The sequence below is a fragment of the Sulfitobacter sp. SK012 genome (genome assembly GCF_003352085.1).
Taxonomy (GTDB): domain Bacteria; phylum Pseudomonadota; class Alphaproteobacteria; order Rhodobacterales; family Rhodobacteraceae; genus Sulfitobacter.
In genome coordinates, this window is sequence record NZ_CP025804.1 from 275,268 (window position 1) to 291,127 (window position 15,860).

Annotated in this window: 15 protein-coding genes; 6 read left to right on the forward strand and 9 right to left on the reverse strand. The window is 52.6% G+C overall.

Translation table 11 applies throughout. The features are described from left to right. Positions 1–10: 10 nt before the first annotated feature. The 4 genes from C1J03_RS01295 to C1J03_RS01310 are packed head-to-tail and all read right to left on the reverse strand — an operon-like array spanning position 11 to position 3,133. Positions 11–1,084 (reverse strand): C4-dicarboxylate TRAP transporter substrate-binding protein, encoded by a 1,074-nt coding sequence (locus tag C1J03_RS01295; RefSeq protein WP_114888787.1) that lies wholly within the window; start codon positions 1,082–1,084, stop codon positions 11–13. A 45-nt stretch (positions 1,085–1,129) separates the two neighbouring features. Next, positions 1,130–1,588 (reverse strand): OsmC family protein, encoded by a 459-nt coding sequence (locus C1J03_RS01300; protein ID WP_254694154.1) that lies wholly within the window; start codon positions 1,586–1,588, stop codon positions 1,130–1,132. A gap of 13 nt (positions 1,589–1,601) precedes the next feature. Further along, the gene (locus C1J03_RS01305; RefSeq protein ID WP_114882930.1) at positions 1,602–2,267 is read right to left on the reverse strand and encodes a malonic semialdehyde reductase; all 666 of its coding nucleotides are present in this window, start codon (positions 2,265–2,267) and stop codon (positions 1,602–1,604) included. Continuing rightward, entirely contained in the window at positions 2,264–3,133 is an 870-nt protein-coding gene (locus C1J03_RS01310; RefSeq protein WP_114882932.1) for a fumarylacetoacetate hydrolase family protein, read from the reverse strand. The genes C1J03_RS01305 and C1J03_RS01310 overlap by 4 nt, the downstream gene beginning before the upstream one ends. Before the next feature lie 83 nt (positions 3,134–3,216). Here C1J03_RS01310 and C1J03_RS01315 point away from each other — a divergent pair, with 83 nt between their 5' ends. The 5 genes from C1J03_RS01315 to C1J03_RS01335 all read left to right on the forward strand — a co-directional run bounded on the left by C1J03_RS01315 (position 3,217) and on the right by C1J03_RS01335 (position 7,847). After that, positions 3,217–3,603, forward strand: coding sequence for a YciI family protein (locus C1J03_RS01315; RefSeq protein WP_114888789.1), 387 nt, complete (start codon positions 3,217–3,219; stop codon positions 3,601–3,603). 21 nt (positions 3,604–3,624) lie between these two features. Then, entirely contained in the window at positions 3,625–4,290 is a 666-nt protein-coding gene (locus tag C1J03_RS01320) for a GntR family transcriptional regulator (RefSeq protein ID WP_114882934.1), read from the forward strand. A gap of 79 nt (positions 4,291–4,369) precedes the next feature. After that, on the forward strand, positions 4,370–5,668 hold the full coding sequence (locus C1J03_RS01325) for a malonyl-CoA decarboxylase domain-containing protein (RefSeq protein WP_114882936.1): 1,299 nt from the start codon (positions 4,370–4,372) through the stop codon (positions 5,666–5,668). Further along, positions 5,665–7,167: a malonate--CoA ligase gene (locus C1J03_RS01330; RefSeq protein ID WP_114882938.1), complete on the forward strand. Its 1,503-nt coding sequence runs from the start codon at positions 5,665–5,667 to the stop codon at positions 7,165–7,167. The genes C1J03_RS01325 and C1J03_RS01330 overlap by 4 nt, the downstream gene beginning before the upstream one ends. A gap of 44 nt (positions 7,168–7,211) precedes the next feature. After that, positions 7,212–7,847, forward strand: coding sequence for a hypothetical protein (locus C1J03_RS01335; RefSeq protein ID WP_254694155.1), 636 nt, complete (start codon positions 7,212–7,214; stop codon positions 7,845–7,847). 642 nt (positions 7,848–8,489) lie between these two features. Here C1J03_RS01335 and C1J03_RS01340 read toward each other — a convergent pair. From C1J03_RS01340 to C1J03_RS01360, 5 genes are all read right to left on the reverse strand, one after another. Then, entirely contained in the window at positions 8,490–9,593 is a 1,104-nt protein-coding gene (locus tag C1J03_RS01340) for a flagellar basal body P-ring protein FlgI (RefSeq protein WP_114882942.1), read from the reverse strand. Continuing rightward, positions 9,590–10,420, reverse strand: coding sequence for a flagellin (locus tag C1J03_RS01345; RefSeq protein ID WP_254694156.1), 831 nt, complete (start codon positions 10,418–10,420; stop codon positions 9,590–9,592). Before C1J03_RS01345 ends, C1J03_RS01340 begins: the two co-directional genes overlap by 4 nt. A 176-nt stretch (positions 10,421–10,596) precedes the next feature. Next, complete coding sequence (flgK, locus tag C1J03_RS01350; protein ID WP_114882945.1) at positions 10,597–12,051, reverse strand: flagellar hook-associated protein FlgK; 1,455 nt, start codon at positions 12,049–12,051, stop codon at positions 10,597–10,599. A gap of 55 nt (positions 12,052–12,106) precedes the next feature. Continuing rightward, a complete protein-coding gene (locus C1J03_RS01355) occupies positions 12,107–13,417 on the reverse strand; it encodes a flagellar hook protein FlgE (RefSeq protein WP_114882947.1) in 1,311 nt (436 codons plus the stop codon). 101 nt (positions 13,418–13,518) lie between these two features. After that, a complete protein-coding gene (locus tag C1J03_RS01360; protein ID WP_114882949.1) occupies positions 13,519–14,364 on the reverse strand; it encodes a flagellar motor protein MotB in 846 nt (281 codons plus the stop codon). Positions 14,365–14,517: 153 nt separating this feature from the next. Between C1J03_RS01360 and C1J03_RS01365 the strand changes: the two genes are divergently transcribed. Then, positions 14,518–15,753 (forward strand): MFS transporter, encoded by a 1,236-nt coding sequence (locus C1J03_RS01365; RefSeq protein WP_114888790.1) that lies wholly within the window; start codon positions 14,518–14,520, stop codon positions 15,751–15,753. The last annotated feature ends 107 nt before the right edge of the window (positions 15,754–15,860 follow it).

Consider the following 15,860-nt stretch of genomic DNA (forward strand, 5'->3'; position numbering starts at 1 on the left):
CGTCGTTTAGTTAGGGCTGGGTCCAGTCGCGGACGCCTGTGAAACCAGCGGCGTCAAGCTTGCCTAGATACGCTTCAATCATCTCAGTACCCGCTTCGCCATTGTCGTTCAGCGTCGCTGCCAGTTCTTGCGCGATGTTTGGCATTGCGGCTGCCCAAGCAGCTCGGTCTGCATCAGACACTTCGATGATGGTGCCACCAGCAGCAATATACGCAGCTTCGGCCGCTGCAGCGCGGTCCATCGCGATGCCAGCCAAATGATCCCGGTAGTCGATTGCCACAGCTTGAAGAACGCCTTTGACCTCATCGGGCAAACCGTCCCAATAATCTTTGTTCACTGTGATCGTCTTTGAATTCACGGCACCAAGATCTGCTCGCAACATGTATGGAGCAACCTCAGAGATTTTGAATGTTGCAGCGGCTTCTGGCCAAAGTTGTGCCGCGTCCACAAGACCCGTTTGCAGCATGTTGTAAAAGTCCGTCAGACCGCCACGCACACCAGCCGCGTCCTTGATACCTTCAAGATAGCGCAGGTTCATGCCCGCGCCTGCAACCTTCATGCCCTCTAGATCAGCCAAGCTACTGACTTCGGTCGTTGAGAAAACTTGGTAGCTGTTGAGCACAACGCCGGTCGCCAAGTAGACTTGGTTTTGGGCGGTAAATTCATTCTGCATCGCAGGGAATTCGCGCGCGATTTCGTCCACGGCACGGGCCACGGCGCGGGCGTCAGTCGACACAAACGGCGTCACAGACGCGAGGCCTTGGCTTGGCAGTTTGGATGAATGGAAAATGGTTGTGACGATACCGATATCGCCCAAACCTAACTGCACACCTTCCAGAACGCCTTTGGGCTTTACGATGGAACCACCGTAATTTTCTTGCCAGCTCATCTGATAATTGCCGGTTTCCGCAAGGCGACGATCCACCTCGGGGATGAAAAAGGCTGTGAACTCTTTTACCCAAAGCGCGCGCGCGGGATAACCATCAATCACAACCGCGGAGATTTTTTCCTGTGCGGCGACGGGCAGGGCCGTCATCGTAGCGAGCGCAGCGCCGATTAGGCTGCGTCTTGTCCAGTTCATCATTTTCATTCCTCCCAGAAAGTCGGGCATGTGGCCCGTGTTGGTTGACTAGTTTGTCTTCACCCAATTCACCGTCAGATCCGTGCCTGCCGCTTCAAACAGTTTGGCAATGGCGCAGAATTTAGAGGTGTCTTGGCCCACCTGTGTCAGCTCTTGTTGGCTTGCAGGTGTGTTGCAATTCACCGTCAGGGTCATTGCGGGAAACGGCACGTCGATCTCTTCTTGCATAAGCACGCCGCGCCGGTCGAATTGACAGTTTGCGTCGATAGTGACGTCACCAAGATCCACGCCCAAGCGGTGCGCGCATTTGTGACCGATCACGTTCGTGCATGCGATCAAGGCGGTCATCGCGGCCTCGGTTGGGGATGGCCCTAGATTTGTGCCGCCGCGCTCGACGGGTTCGTCGATCACAACATTCAAATCGCGCACTGGAATTTCTGTGCGCGAATGTGTTGGGCAATGCGCCGTCGCTCGGTAGGTCACAACGGTTTTCATTTTCATGGCCATAAGGTCCCCCTATTTATGCAAAGCTGCAAACTTGGTCGAAGGCGAAGCGCGGCAGTTTTTGGAACAGCGCGGTTTCATCTGCGTAACCAATGTTGCACAAAAAATTTGATTTTAGTGTCGTTCCTGCAAAGAACTCTTCGTCGACAATCGCATTTGAAAAACCAGACATCGCACCGACATCAAGCCCAAGCGCGCGGGCGGCAATCATGAAGTATGCGCCCTGAAGCGTGCCGTTACGGTAAGCGGTGTCTTCGCAATACGCGGTGTTCCCATCAAACAGATGACGTCGGTCATCGTGCGGGAACAAAAACGGCAGTTCCTTCCAGAAATCCATATCATGCGCAATAATTGCGGTGATAGGCGCGCCCATCATCTTCCCGACATTCTGAGGCTTGAGGGATTTGGCAAGACGTTCCTTGCCTTCCGGGGTCTTCACAAAAACGAACCGCGCAGGCAGCGTGTTCATCGATGTTGGGCCATTGATAGTGATGTCGTACAGTTCTTGAACTAGCTCATCTGCAATCGGCTTCTTTGACCATGCATAGTGAGACCGCGCATCCCGCAAGATCAGGTCTATTGCATCGCTAGATAGACGATCAATGCGCCCCCGCAAGGCGCGGTGATCCTCCTGCGCTTTGGCGCGTTTGATTTCGAGGTCTTTACCTGTCGGGGCATTCATGCGGCAAAATCTTTCTCGTCCACGATGGGATTGGAGCAGATGCCGATATTCTCGATTTCGATGTCCACAACCTCGCCCGGTACCAACCAACGCGGCTTTGGCTTTTTGGCGTGGCCTACACCCGGGGGTGTACCCATCGCGATCATGTCGCCGGGCTCTAGCGTGGTGTATTCAGAAATCGTCGCAATCGTCTGTGCAACAGACCAAATCATGTTGCCCGTGTTGGAGGATTGCAAAATCTCGGACCCGACACGGCTTTCGATCTTTAGACCGGCAGCGCCTGCTGGAATCTCGTCTGGCGTAACGACATAGGGCCCGATGGCACCTGTGTTGTCAAAGTTTTTTCCGGGCGTCCATTGGTGGGTTTTGCGCTGGTAGTCACGCACCGACCCGTCATTGAACACTGTGTAGCCAAAGACATGATCAAGTGCGTCAGCCTCGGAAATGTGACGGCCACCTTTGCCCACGATGAACATCAGCTCTGCCTCATAGTCCAAGTTTTCTGAACATGTGGGCCGCACCAAAGGCGCGCCGGCTGCCATGATAGAATTCTTGCCGCGCATGAAAAGTGCGGGATAGTCTGGGATGTCATACCCACCTTCTTTGATGTGGTCGGTATAGTTTAAGCCAAGGCAAATGATCGTGCCGGGCTTGGCCACGGGCAATGCTGGCGTGATCGAAGATACGTCGACATGATCTGCATCAGCGATTTGGTCAGTAACCGATTCGAGCAAGTCAGGCTTCGCGATAAGACCCATCAAATCTCTGCCAATCTCCGCGTTCAGCGCGGTAAGATTAACGGCTTTATTGCCGTCCACAGCGAATACCGCGGTGCCGTTAGGGGTCTTGCCCACCAGATATTTCATGATTGTATCCTTGTCAGTTTCAAGAAATTCTGCCTACAATAATAGACATTGTCAATAAATATCGATATTTTGGGATGATCAACATGGTTGCTTGGACAGACTACAAGACAGATGCAAAAAACCGAGGCGCGCTCGCGTTAGAGCTTTATGTGGTGCAAAGTACCCCCGCGAAAGCACCGCAAGATGTGAAGGCGGCATTGCCTGATCACCTTGCGTATCAAGCTAAGTTAGAGGCCGCTGGACAGCTCGCTCTGGCAGGGCCGATGTCCGATGAGACCGGCGAACATATGCAAGGCATGGGCCTGATTATCTACCGTGCCGGCAGCTTAGAGGCGGCGCGTGTTTTGGCGCAAAATGATCCGATGCATAAGAGCGGTGCGCGCAGCTTCACGTTGCGGCGTTGGATGATAAACGAAGGCTCGTTGAATTTGTCGGTTGGCCTCTCCACGAAGACTGTCAGTTTATCCTAAATCCGGTTAGAGGTGCAGAGCATGAATTTGATCGATGACACCGGCGGTAAAGAGTCCTCTGCGACCCGGGGGGCATATTTGACGCTGCGCGGTATGATCCTAACTGGCGAATTGCCCGCAGGTCAAAAGCTGAAGATTGAACAGCTTCGAGGAATCTTAAAGACAGGTGCATCGCCCGTTCGTGAGGCACTTAGTCTGCTAACATCTGACATGCTGGTCGAGCGGATTGATCAACGTGGCTTTCGTGCCGCCCCTGCGAACAAAGCCAATTTTGAGGAAATTCTTACGTTACGATGTACGCTAGAAGATCTTGCACTGCGTCAATCCATAGCAAACGCGTCACCCTCTTGGGAGGAGCGGCTGGTACTGACGCATCACCATATGAAGAAGGCGGCAAAGAAGGACACAGCAGTCTTTGAGGAAGCTCATAAAACCTTCCACATGGCCTTGCTGGCCAATAGCGGGCTGCCCATGCTCGAGCGCTATTGTTCTCAGCTTTATGATCTTAACATTCGCTACCGGTACCTTGCGGCAACCAGCAGTACATATCAAAGTCGTGATGTCTCCGGAGAGCACGATGAGATTCTTGAAGCCGCCGTTCAGCACAACCAAGATAGCGCGTCGGCAAGCTTGTTGAACCACTACCGACGCACCGGAGATTACCTCTCAAAGGGTCTGGATGTTTGAGAGATACTTTACCGATTTAATTATACAGAACTGTAAAATATCGATATTAACCATGAACGACTCTTTGTAAGGGGACGACATGCAGCGAAACCGCTTTCTTGGGGACCTTCTTTCCCAGCTCTTTGACCCGCGCAGTTTGATGCGAGGCAAGAACGACACGCGCGACATCTATGCGCTGTGCCATGCGCTGATGTCTGCCGAAGGTGAAGTATCGGGTCTAGGGCTCGCTTCGACAATTCTTGCGCGTTACGCAGCATTGAACTCAGCGGAAAAAACCGCATTTTTCATGTTCTTGAATTCAGAATTCGACATTGATGCGGAAAAGACTGCCGACTTGGCCACTCAATACGCTGCTGCTCCAACCGCTGAATTGTTCGGCTCGCTATGTGTTGCCGCAGAGCCAAAGCGCCAAGAGTTTCTGCGCCGTCTAAACCAGCCATTTGGTGCAACGACGGTACTGGTTTCAATGCGCGTGGACCTTCTTGAACGGTTGAAAGAGCATCCTGATCTTGCCCGAACAAACCTCGACTTTGTGCATCTTCTGCGCAGCTGGTTTAATCGCGGTTTTCTTGTGTTGCGCCAAATCAACTGGGACACTCCAGCCCGCATCCTTGATAAAATTATCGCTTATGAGGCTGTGCATGAAATTAGCGATTTGGATGATTTGCGCCGCAGGCTCTACCCGCCGGATCGGCGTTGCTTTGCGTTCTTTCACCCAGCGATGCCCGATGAGCCGCTCATTTTTGTAGAGGTTGCCTTAACAAAAGAAGTTCCAAGTTCTATTGATGATGTGCTGTCGGATCAGCGTACCCCTCTTGAGGCTGATCAGGCAAAGGTTGCGGTCTTCTATTCGATTTCTAACTGCCAAAAGGGGCTAAGTGGAATCAGCTTTGGAAATCTGTTGATCAAACAGGTCGTAGCTGAACTTTCCTTGGTATGCCCACAGATTGATGCCTTCGTTACTCTTTCGCCCATTCCCGGTCTGAACGGGTGGATTGAAGGTCAGACAGATGATCCACAACTCGGCCCAATTGCCACTGCGGTGCTAAAAGGCGCAGCAGAACCCCAGGACGTCCGCGCAATGGCTGCCCGGTATCTAATGCTCGCTAAACGTAGCGATGGCAGGCCTCTTGACCCCGTAGCTCGATTTCACTTGGGCAACGGTGCGGAGGTGCATGACGTCCATGCGCAGGCTGACATGTCTGCGAATGGTAAAAAGCAGTCCAGCGGTGCCATGGTGAATTATCTCTACAATCTAAAGCAAACGGAACGGAATCACGGAGAATTTGCCATGAAATCAACTGTTGCGGCATCCCGTGTCGTGAACGCATTATCGACAACCGCGTTCGTGACAAAGATCAAGGAACCCGGATCATGAAGAACACACTCTATGATGCTCTGATCGCACCACATGCTGATGTTGATCAATTATTTTTGGTTGATGACGATGGCCAAGACCTGACTTTTGCGGGCTTTGTCCGCCGTACATCCCAACTGGCTCATGTTCTGGTGGCAGCAGGTGTTAGCCCTGGTGATCGCGTCTTTGTCCAAGCCCCTAAGGTGATAGATACATTAGGCTTGTATGCTGCAACGGTCCAGGCAGGTGCCGTCTATCTGCCGCTTAATACGGCATATACACAGACGGAATTGACCTATTTTATCAAAGACGCCGCGCCGCGTGTCGTGATATGTGACAGCAAAGACGAAGCGGCAATGTTAGCGCTTTGTCATGATGATGATATTACGGTCCTCACTCTTGGACCCGACGGGAAGGGCAGTCTTGCCACCGCAGCCGACGCGGCACCTGAAGAATTTGATACGGTCTGTCGCGAACCTGATGATCTTGCCGCGCTTCTGTATACATCTGGCACCACCGGGCGATCAAAAGGCGCGATGCTGACCCACAAGAATCTGCTATCAAACGCTCAATCCCTAACCGAGCTGTGGCAGATCACGGGCCAAGATCGCTTGATCCACGCCCTTCCGATTTTCCATACGCACGGTTTGTTTGTCGCGATGAACACCTGTCTGTTGGCTGGTACTTCGATCCGGCTGATGGCGGCATTTGACCAAGATGCGATCATCGCAGAACTACCGAAATCCACCCTGATGATGGGCGTACCAACATTCTACACACGCCTGCTGAACGATCCTCGCATGACGAAAGGTCTCTGTGCTGATATGCGTTTGTTCGTGTCCGGTTCAGCACCCTTGCTTGCAGAAACGCACACAGCGTTTGAGCAGCGTATAGGTCATCGTATCCTTGAACGATATGGCATGACTGAAACCAATATGATCACGTCCAATCCCTACGAGGGAGACCGGATTGCCGGTACAGTTGGTTTTGCGTTGCCCAATACTGAAGTTGTGATCACGGACCCGGACAGCGGCACTCCATTGCCCGTCGGTGAAATTGGGATCATCGAGGTGCGTGGTGACAACGTCTTTCAAGGCTACTGGAACATGCCTGAAAAGACCCGCGAAGAACTGCGCGACACGGGCTTTTTCATAACTGGCGATTTAGGCGTTCAGTCAGCGGATGGACGGATCAGCATTGTGGGGCGGCAAAAAGATTTGATCATTTCAGGGGGCTACAACATCTACCCTAAAGAAATTGAAGACGTGATCAACGATGTGGATGGCGTGCTCGAAAGTGCTGTGTTTGGCGTGCCGCATCCTGATTTCGGTGAAAGCGTTTTGGCTGCGATTGTACTGGAGGAGGGCCTAATACTCGCAGGCGAGGTGATCGCCGACAAAATCGCACCTCTTCTGGCCCGTTTCAAGCACCCACGTCGCTATATCATCCTCAACGCACTGCCGCGCAACACGATGGGTAAAGTGCAAAAAAACGTTCTGCGCGAAGAATATAGCACCTAGTTTTGCATTGCCGGTTTCTGAATACGGACTAACAATACAACAAGGTGAAAAACTCGGTTTTAGATGTTACCCAAAGCTGGCCACGAAGGAAGCGAAATTTGCAATTTTTACGGCCTGTAATTGTAGCTTTGTCGCTTTTCGCCGGCACCGCATCTGCTGATACTGAGGAACCTAAGAAGAATGGCTGGAGCTTTGCTCTATTTACTGGAGCGATGACAAACAATAACGCTGGCGGATCCGTTAATCCCCAAAAGGTTGCATTTACTGACAACTATGTGGCGGGCGCTATTCTGGGATACAGTCATGCACTAGGCGGTAGCAATTGGTCACTCGGCGCAGAATTGCAGTTCAATCGGCATTTTGGCAAACAAGACTTCGGTGAGTTGGTACTGCCCGTGGTCGTTCGGTATCATCCCGAACAGCCGTGGCTTCCATATTTTGACAGCTTGGCTTTTGGCTTGGGAGGGTCACGCTACACAAAACTCTCGCAGGTCGAAGTCGATAATTATGGGGATTCCCGCAAAACGCTAATCTACTGGTTTCTTGAAGCGGAAATCGATTTCGGCCATCCCCGCGACAGTGTTTTTTTCCGTCTCCACCACCGTTCGAACGGATTTGGAGCTATGATGCCGAACGGAGGGTCCAACGCCCTTGTCGTCGGATATCGCCGCGATTTCTGAATGCGCCACATAGATTGTATTGACGTCTCAGCTCGCCAAAAAACCTGGATGGGTGCGTGCTTTCCAACCACAGATGGCTCGGTTCTCCCATGATTGGCGTAGCATTGGGGACGGAAAGACACTTCAGTTTGACTCGGCATAAGCAACATGGGTCTAGGCTGCATCAAGGTCTTTCATGTTGGAAACACGAGAGATATGGGCAGTTGAAGTGCTGTGTAGCAGTATCGGGGACGCGCACATGCCGCAGGGTCTGATCTATCAGATCTCGCCTGATAACGAGATATGCGAGGATATGTTGGCCGTCAGTGGGGCGCTTTGTGTGAAACTGAATCGACTTGCGCCAGTCGGTGGGCTGCTTCGACCACCAGGTTGCAGAAGTCCAAATATGCGCTGTGTTCCAAATGGCTTCAAGGCACTCGGTATACCCCGCACTGGGGCGTATGCTAAGTTGGTTTGGGGTGAACGGAGTGTGAATTCAGGCCAATTTACAACAAAGCTATTGCAACAACACCTCATGATATAAGTGTTCAATTCTGAGAACGGTTAGGGGGTGGGCAATGCTTACCGCCTCAGAAAGCGGTTTGCACAAGTTGTTAGTGAAGAAAGGGAAGGTAGAAAGCCGCAACTGGATTGGTTCCCATGTTACTGAACAACGAATTCTGCATGTAATGCCCCGGCAGCCTTAATGCTTTTGAGGATATCGATCATATCTCTTGGCGAAACTCCTAGCGCATTCAGCCCGCTAATAACTTCTGAGAGTGATGCTCCCGACGGTACTTCCGCCAATCCAATGCCGGGTTCTTCTTGGATTGCAGCATTGGTGCGTGGAACGACGACAGTAGCGCCCTCAGAAAAAGGATTCGGCTGAACCACGACGGGTTGTTCTTGGATGCGTAGTGTTAGATTTCCTTGAGAAACAGCAACACGCGAAATACGCACATCTTCTCCCATCACAATTGTCCCGGAACGTTGATCTACAACGACACGTGCCTTCCGTTCAGGCTCAACTTCAATATTCTCAATTCGGCCAAGCGCATGCGCAACCGATCGCATCTGTGTGGCTGGAATATTGAGTATCACAGTCCCGCTATCCAACATCAGCGCAACTCTTCGACCAAAGTTCTGATTGATGGCTTTTTCCACTCGTTCAGCAGTTGTGAAGTCCGCTTCCCGCAATGCCAGCCGTAATTCTTCAAGACTGCTAAGTTGAAAGTCGATTTCTCGCTCCACTCTCGCACCAGACGGAATCGATCCCGCCGTTGGAACACCCTGTGTCACGGTGCCTGCGTCGCCTTCAGCGACGGCACCTCCGGCAATGATTGCACCCTGAGCAACTGCGTAAATCTCTCCGTCGGCTGCATTCATAGGCGTCATGATGAGCGTTCCACCCAACAGGCTCTTGGCATCGCCAATTGCCGAAACCGTCACGTCGATCTGGCCGCCGGCCCGTGCAAAAGCAGGCAATGTCGCAGTGACCAATACAGCGGCAACATTTTTTGGCCGAAACTGCTCACCCGTAACGTTCACGCCAAGCCGCTCGAGAATGTTGGTCATGATATCTTCAGTAAATGGGGCGTTGCGCAAGCCGTCGCCGGTTCCATTTAAACCCACAACTAAGCCATATCCGACAAGGTCGTTCCCTCGTACACCGTCGAAATTTACGAGATCTTTAATCCTCACAGACCCCGCTTGTAAGCTCCCAGTGAAAAAACACAGTACTGTTAGGATGTAGAAGATGAGTGTCATAGATAATTTACCAGCGATAGCTGCGACATGCGAACGGTAACGGCGTAAAGGCTTTGCAATTGAAATTGAACGCTCTCCAATTTTGTCGCGGTGTCATAGGCGTCGACACCAAGCAGTTCGCCCTTTGCAGATTCCAGACTAGTTAACTTGGCATTGTTGCGAGTGGCAACTTGCTCAATTCGCGCCTCAGCAAACCCTACCCTTGCACGAAGATGTATCAATTGCTCGTTTGAGCCGAGCATATTGGCTCCATTCTTTCCGAAGAGTTCTGACTGATCTAGGAGGGACAATCCGAAAGAGGGGTCAGTCGCCAACGCTGATACCGCTGCGTTACGAAGAAGGTCCCTTAATTCTTTGTTATCAGCTCGAACATCAATTGATAGGTTCTCGGTATCTGAGAGAGCAAGCGGTGCGATCGATTGGGGTGCTCCACCATAGGAAACGGCAGCAAAACCCGCTGGATCATCAAACCAGTCCGTTGCCGCAGCAATGATATCGTCAGGTGTTATTGCTCCAGAAACCGCAGTTTTTAACGCCGAGATTAGGTCATCCGCAGAAGGCATTGGTGCCCGATCTGTAGCCGCACCCGCAAAAAGAGATCGCCCGGCAACGCGCGTGTTCAGAACGCTAACCATGGATTCCAGGGTTTGCTTGGCGGTGTCGGTCATCGTTGCAGCATCAAGACTTGAAACCGATGTACCGGCAAACAAAAGACTGCTTGATAGCGTATCGCTAAGAGTTCCGACTTGGGCGAGCGCTTCTTGCATGCCGCTCGCCAGTTGGGTTGCTTCCGATGTTGCAAGCTTGAAGCCTGCCAGAACGTCCATGGTGCGCTCAATATCTGTCAGGTAAGCATAATTTCCGTTTAAGACCTGGCGGACATCGGCGATTTGGCCCGTCGCAAGTTCTTGGGTCAACCGCTGGATATCTTGTTTCAAAACGCCATTGCGCTGCTGAAGTTGAAAGGATTGGGCCATATCCCCAAGGTTTGTGGCACGCATTTTCAAATCCTCATGATTGTTTGCATCATTTCGTCAACAGCTTCGTGGACACGCGCGTTTGCAGCATAAGACTGTTCCAAGAGCATGAGATGCTGCAATTCCCTGTCCGTATCGACACCGTCGGCGAGCAACTGTTCAGTGAGTTCGCCCAAGCGGGCGGAAGAAAAGCTGAGTAACCGCTCTGATTCAGTACGCTCAGCTCCGAATTGGGAGGTGAGTGCTGACACAAGGTTCACGGCTGAAAATGAACCACCCCCGAAGCTGCCACTGGCCGGAATGCGGGTCGTGTTAAGCGTCTCTCGTAATGTATTGAGCAAACTCGCATCACCCGAATAGCCTGGGATCGTTGCGTTAAGGCCGTCTCGCAGGCGAAAGGCTTCACCACCCTGATCAGGATCGACTGCAGCGTTAAGCGTCAAGCGCTGGGAGAGGCCGACTTCGTCCAGAGGATCAAATGCTACGCCCCCGTCCGTGAACAATCCGGGGTCCCCGGGCGCAAGAGTAGTGTCTATCGTCGGATCTTGAAACCGCTCGACCAGATCGCGCGCAAGGGCATCTATTTGGCGTTGTGCAGTAGGGCCATATTCATCACGGATTGCGAATTGTGCACCAATGCTACCCCCACGTAGGGGCCCAGTTTGGGAATCTGAACGTATTGGTAAACCGTTGATGGTCATGCCAGAGAGTGTTCCTGCGCCAACAGATTGATATGCAGTAACTACATTCGCAGAGGTAAAGCCGACTTCTATAGCAGAGCCATCTAGCAAGATTGCGCCGCCTTCGGTGTAGATGGCTATCTGACCATTGTCCCGTGGTACGGTCCTAATCTGAACCAGCGCACCGATCCTATCGACGACCTGTTGCCGCTGATCCATCAGTGACGCAGTGTCGCTGCCGCGAACCTGTGATGATGTGATCTGCGAATTGAGCATCTGGAGCTGTTCTAGACCCGTGTTCAATTGCTTGACGTCTCGCGAAATCTGGCTATCGGCAGCAGTTCGTGCTTTTTGAATGCCGTCAGATGCGTCAGATAGGCTCGCAATGAGCGCCTTGGCATCTGAAACTGAACCGGCCAAACGCTCTGGTGCATCAGGACGGCTGGACGCGCTGATCAGACCGCTTTCGAATGCGGCCATACGGGCGCTGATTGAAAACGCCTCATTTGGCTTTCCAGTCAAACCTTCAATGCGGCCAAAGAAATCGGCTATGAGTTGAGCCCCATTGTTCTTCGCTTCAGCGAGGCGTTTATCTGATGCGACGCCTTCATTCACCATTCTGGTTATGCCGTCTATCTTGACGCCACCAAAGTCTCCGATGGCTGAGGTCGATAGAGCCAGCACACGTCGTCCGTAACCCGGTGTTAGCGCGTTCGAAATATTTGAAGATACCAGTTCCGACGCGCGACCTGCGGCGCGGAGCCCTGACATCGCGTTGTTCAATGCACCGGTAATCGACATTTTTTTCCTTTCGATTTGACCCGGAAACGTTGCAGTGGCCGGATTAACTCATGGGTCAGCGTTTGATATTTGTGGTTTCCTGCAACATTTCATCGACCGTTTGGATGACCTTGGCGTTGGAAGAATAGGCGCGCTGAGTTTGAATCATCATGGTCAGTTCGCCAGCAACATCTGTCGCGGACTCTTCACGAGCAAAACCAACGATATCACCGGTTGGCCCATCACTTGCGTCCCAAAGAAAGAACGAGCCGCTTTCAACAGAGGGCTGATAGGTCTGGTGGTCCAGTGCCACCATGCCATTTGGGTTGGGTAGATCGACAAGAGGGACCTGATAAATTGTGCGCGTGATGCCCGTGTCAAAGAATGCATGCACAAAGCCGTTCGCGTCGACCTCAACGCTGGTCATGTTCCCGACTGGGGAGCCGTCTTTCGAAATATTCACTGGTGCAAAGCTATCAGAAAGCTGGGTGAGGCCACTATTCTGGCCGGTAACGCCGATATCAATTTCCATCGGCCCACCATCGACTGTGACAACAACGGTGCCTGTCGCAGGATCATAAGTGCCACCAGGGTTGCCTGCCGCGTCTACAACGGTGGCGAGAGTACCCCCAGCTGAACGGCTATCGTCAAAGGTCAATATGTACTCGCCGATGACTGTCGCTGGGTTGACTGAATCGGTCAGTGTCATGGTCCATTCATTCGACGTGCCGATGGCCGGTACGGTTGGTGCGAATGTGACGCTGATGCTCTCGGAGGTGCCAAGATTATCGTAATATTCTACGGAAAGCTGCTGGCTTGTACCGGGTGCCGTGGCTTCAGTTGCAGTTGCCGGAAGGTTAACGCCCAATGTCATTCTGGTCGTTGGTTCGCCAGTGAACTGGTTTACGTTGATTTGAACAGGTTCCAATCCATCGATCGTATCTCTTGGGAACACAGGTATCGTGCCGTCGGGAAGTGCAGGCCATCCCAATAGCACCAAGCCTGATTCAGAGCGTAAATAGCCTTCAGAATCGGTCCGGAAGGAGCCAGTTGTCGTGAGGTACATCTGCGTGTCAGTGTTTCCGGCATCAACGTCGGATGCTTGTGCAACAGGCAACATTCCGCGCCCGCGCACAGCAAGATCCGTCGCATTTGACGTTGAAACAAGAGGGCCGCGTTGATCGATCAGTCGGTTGGTGGTCGCCCGGACGCCGCCAGCGGAATAAGAACCACCATGCGAGGAAATGACCATAGAATGGAAGTCGGTTTCAACGCGTTTGTACCCATAGGTCGAGGAGTTTGCGATGTTATCTGAGATGCTGGCCAACCTTGTTGCGTTAGCCTGAAGCCCCGCAACACCTGCGTTTAGCGAAGATGAAATTGTCATAGACACGCCTTTCTGCTCTGTCGGATAACTTGTTGCCTAACTGATAGAGCGGGGGTCTTAATTCCGGCCTAACAGATAAAATTAGCGCTTTTTTTGGAATTTCAGATGTCGTCCCGTAGCAAAACGATCTCCAGCCGATTGTTCCGTTCTGCCATGGTGTTACTCAGCACGGGTTCTCGGTCTGCATGGCCCGTCACACGTTGCATCCGGCTTTTGTTGATGCCTTTTTCTTCAAGAAGTACCCTCATGCGGGATGCGCGTTGCGCGGATAGTTCCCAAACCGGATTGTTGATCAAAATGACCGGCCGGGTGCGGACGTGTCCGCCAACCGCAACGCTGTTGATCACGGTTTTCGATACGTCGGCGATGACCATTGCTATGTCAGACAACAGCGGCGTCGGCATATCTGTTTCACTAACAAAAAGAGGAGCCCCTGCGAGTGCAAAAATCTCAATGATCAGACCTTCATCGGTAACTCGCGTTATGATGTGTTTAAGCGCGTTTTCCATAACGGCGGATTCGCCACCATGGCCCAACAGCATTGCATCAAGGGATTCAAAAACTTCGTCCTGCTCAGCAGTGCTTGCCCCATCAGGGTCATTTCCGGTGTTTCCCTTGGCTTGATTTTCTTCTGTCGGATGTTTGGATGATGCCCCGGTGCCATTCTTGGGGAGGGTCATCTCAGAAAAAATACTCTCGCCCCCGAAAGCACCATTGCCGCCTCCCGAAACCCGGTTGATCGGGATGGTCGGTGAAAAGTAATCTGCAAGCCCTTTGCGCTGTTGTTCTGTTGTCGCGTTCAACAGCCACATCAGCATGAAAAAAGCCATCATTGCGGTTACAAAATCCGCATAGGCCACCTTCCATGCGCCACCATGGTGGCCACCACCGCTGATGACCTTTTTTCGCTTGATAATGATGGGCCGCACATTTGCTGGCTCACTCATGCTGTCACCTCTTCTCACCCGAAGACCAGACTTAACTCCAAGCGGTTACAGCCAGTTTAACAATTCCAATTGCGCCTATTTTTTCAAAGAGAGCAGGCCTTGCACTATGGTTCAATTTGGCACCTGATGCCCGCAGGAGATGAGGGGCATGGCATGGAAATAGCGATCACGGACAGCCGGTATGCTTGGCTGCGCTTGGGGCTGACCTTGCTTGTCGGCGCGATCATCAACGCGGGTATGTGGGCGATTATTGTGATCATGCCTGCTGTTGAGGCCGAATTCGGTCTGAGCCGTGCGGCGTCTTCGATGCCCTATACGCTGACGATGATCGGGTTTGCGATCGGCAATTACGTCATCGGCCGAGCCGTCGACCGTTTTGGAATTACGCTGGCTTTGATCGTCGCGACATTATGTACGGCGGCAGGATACGCTTTGGCGACGTTGTCCGGATCGGTCGCAATGCTGTCTTTGGCGCAGCTACTTGTTGGATTCGCCTCTGCGGTTGGGTTTGGTCCGCTGATCGCGGATATTTCGCATTGGTTCGTACGCCGTCGCGGCATTGCCGTCGCGATTGCGGCCAGTGGAAACTATTTGTCGGGCGCGATCTGGCCAATGTTGCTGGCGGGTGTCTTGCAAGACAGCGGCTGGCGTTCGGTTTATCTAGTGATGGCTGCTGTGACACTGGTGCTCGTCATCCCGTTGGCTTTGACGTTGCGCAGACAACTGCCCGAAGCTGTGAGGGACGCGGCGCAGCAACAATCCAACCTCAATTCCCGGTCCTCCGGCCTTAGCCCACGTGCGTTACAAATCCTTCTGGGAGTGGCCGGATTGGGGTGTTGCGTGGCGATGTCGATGCCGCAGGTACACATCGTGGCGTTGTGCGTCGGATTGGGGTTTGGACCTGCCGTGGGCGCACAAATGCTGTCGCTAATGCTGATGGGCGGGGTTGCTTCACGGTTGGTATCAGGATTGGTCGCAGATCGGTTGGGCGGGGTGCGAACACTGCTGATCGGTTCGGTGCTGCAATGCATCGCCCTCTTCCTCTATCTGCCGTCCGGAGGGATGGTTTCGCTCTATGTGGTCAGCTTGGTCTTTGGAATGAGCCAGGGTGGCATTGTCCCAAGTTACGCGCTGATTGTGCGGGAATATATGCCTGCAAAAGAGGCCGGTGCGCGGGTCGGGTTTGTCATGATGGCAACGATCATGGGCATGGCGCTGGGCGGTTGGGTGTCGGGCTTGATTTATGACTTGAGCGGTTCCTATGAGCTGGCTTTTGTCAACGGCATCGTCTGGAATGGAATGAACATTGCGATCATGCTTTGGCTGCTGGCGCGATCCAAGCCCGTAACCGGCGCACGCGCAACACTTCGCACGGCTTCTGCCGGGTAGGACGGTTAACGCCATATGGACAAGGAAAGTTGGACGGCACAATCCGTACACAACCTGTGCACCATCTGTACACGGCTCGTATGACATTGGCTTGGTAACAAGGCGCG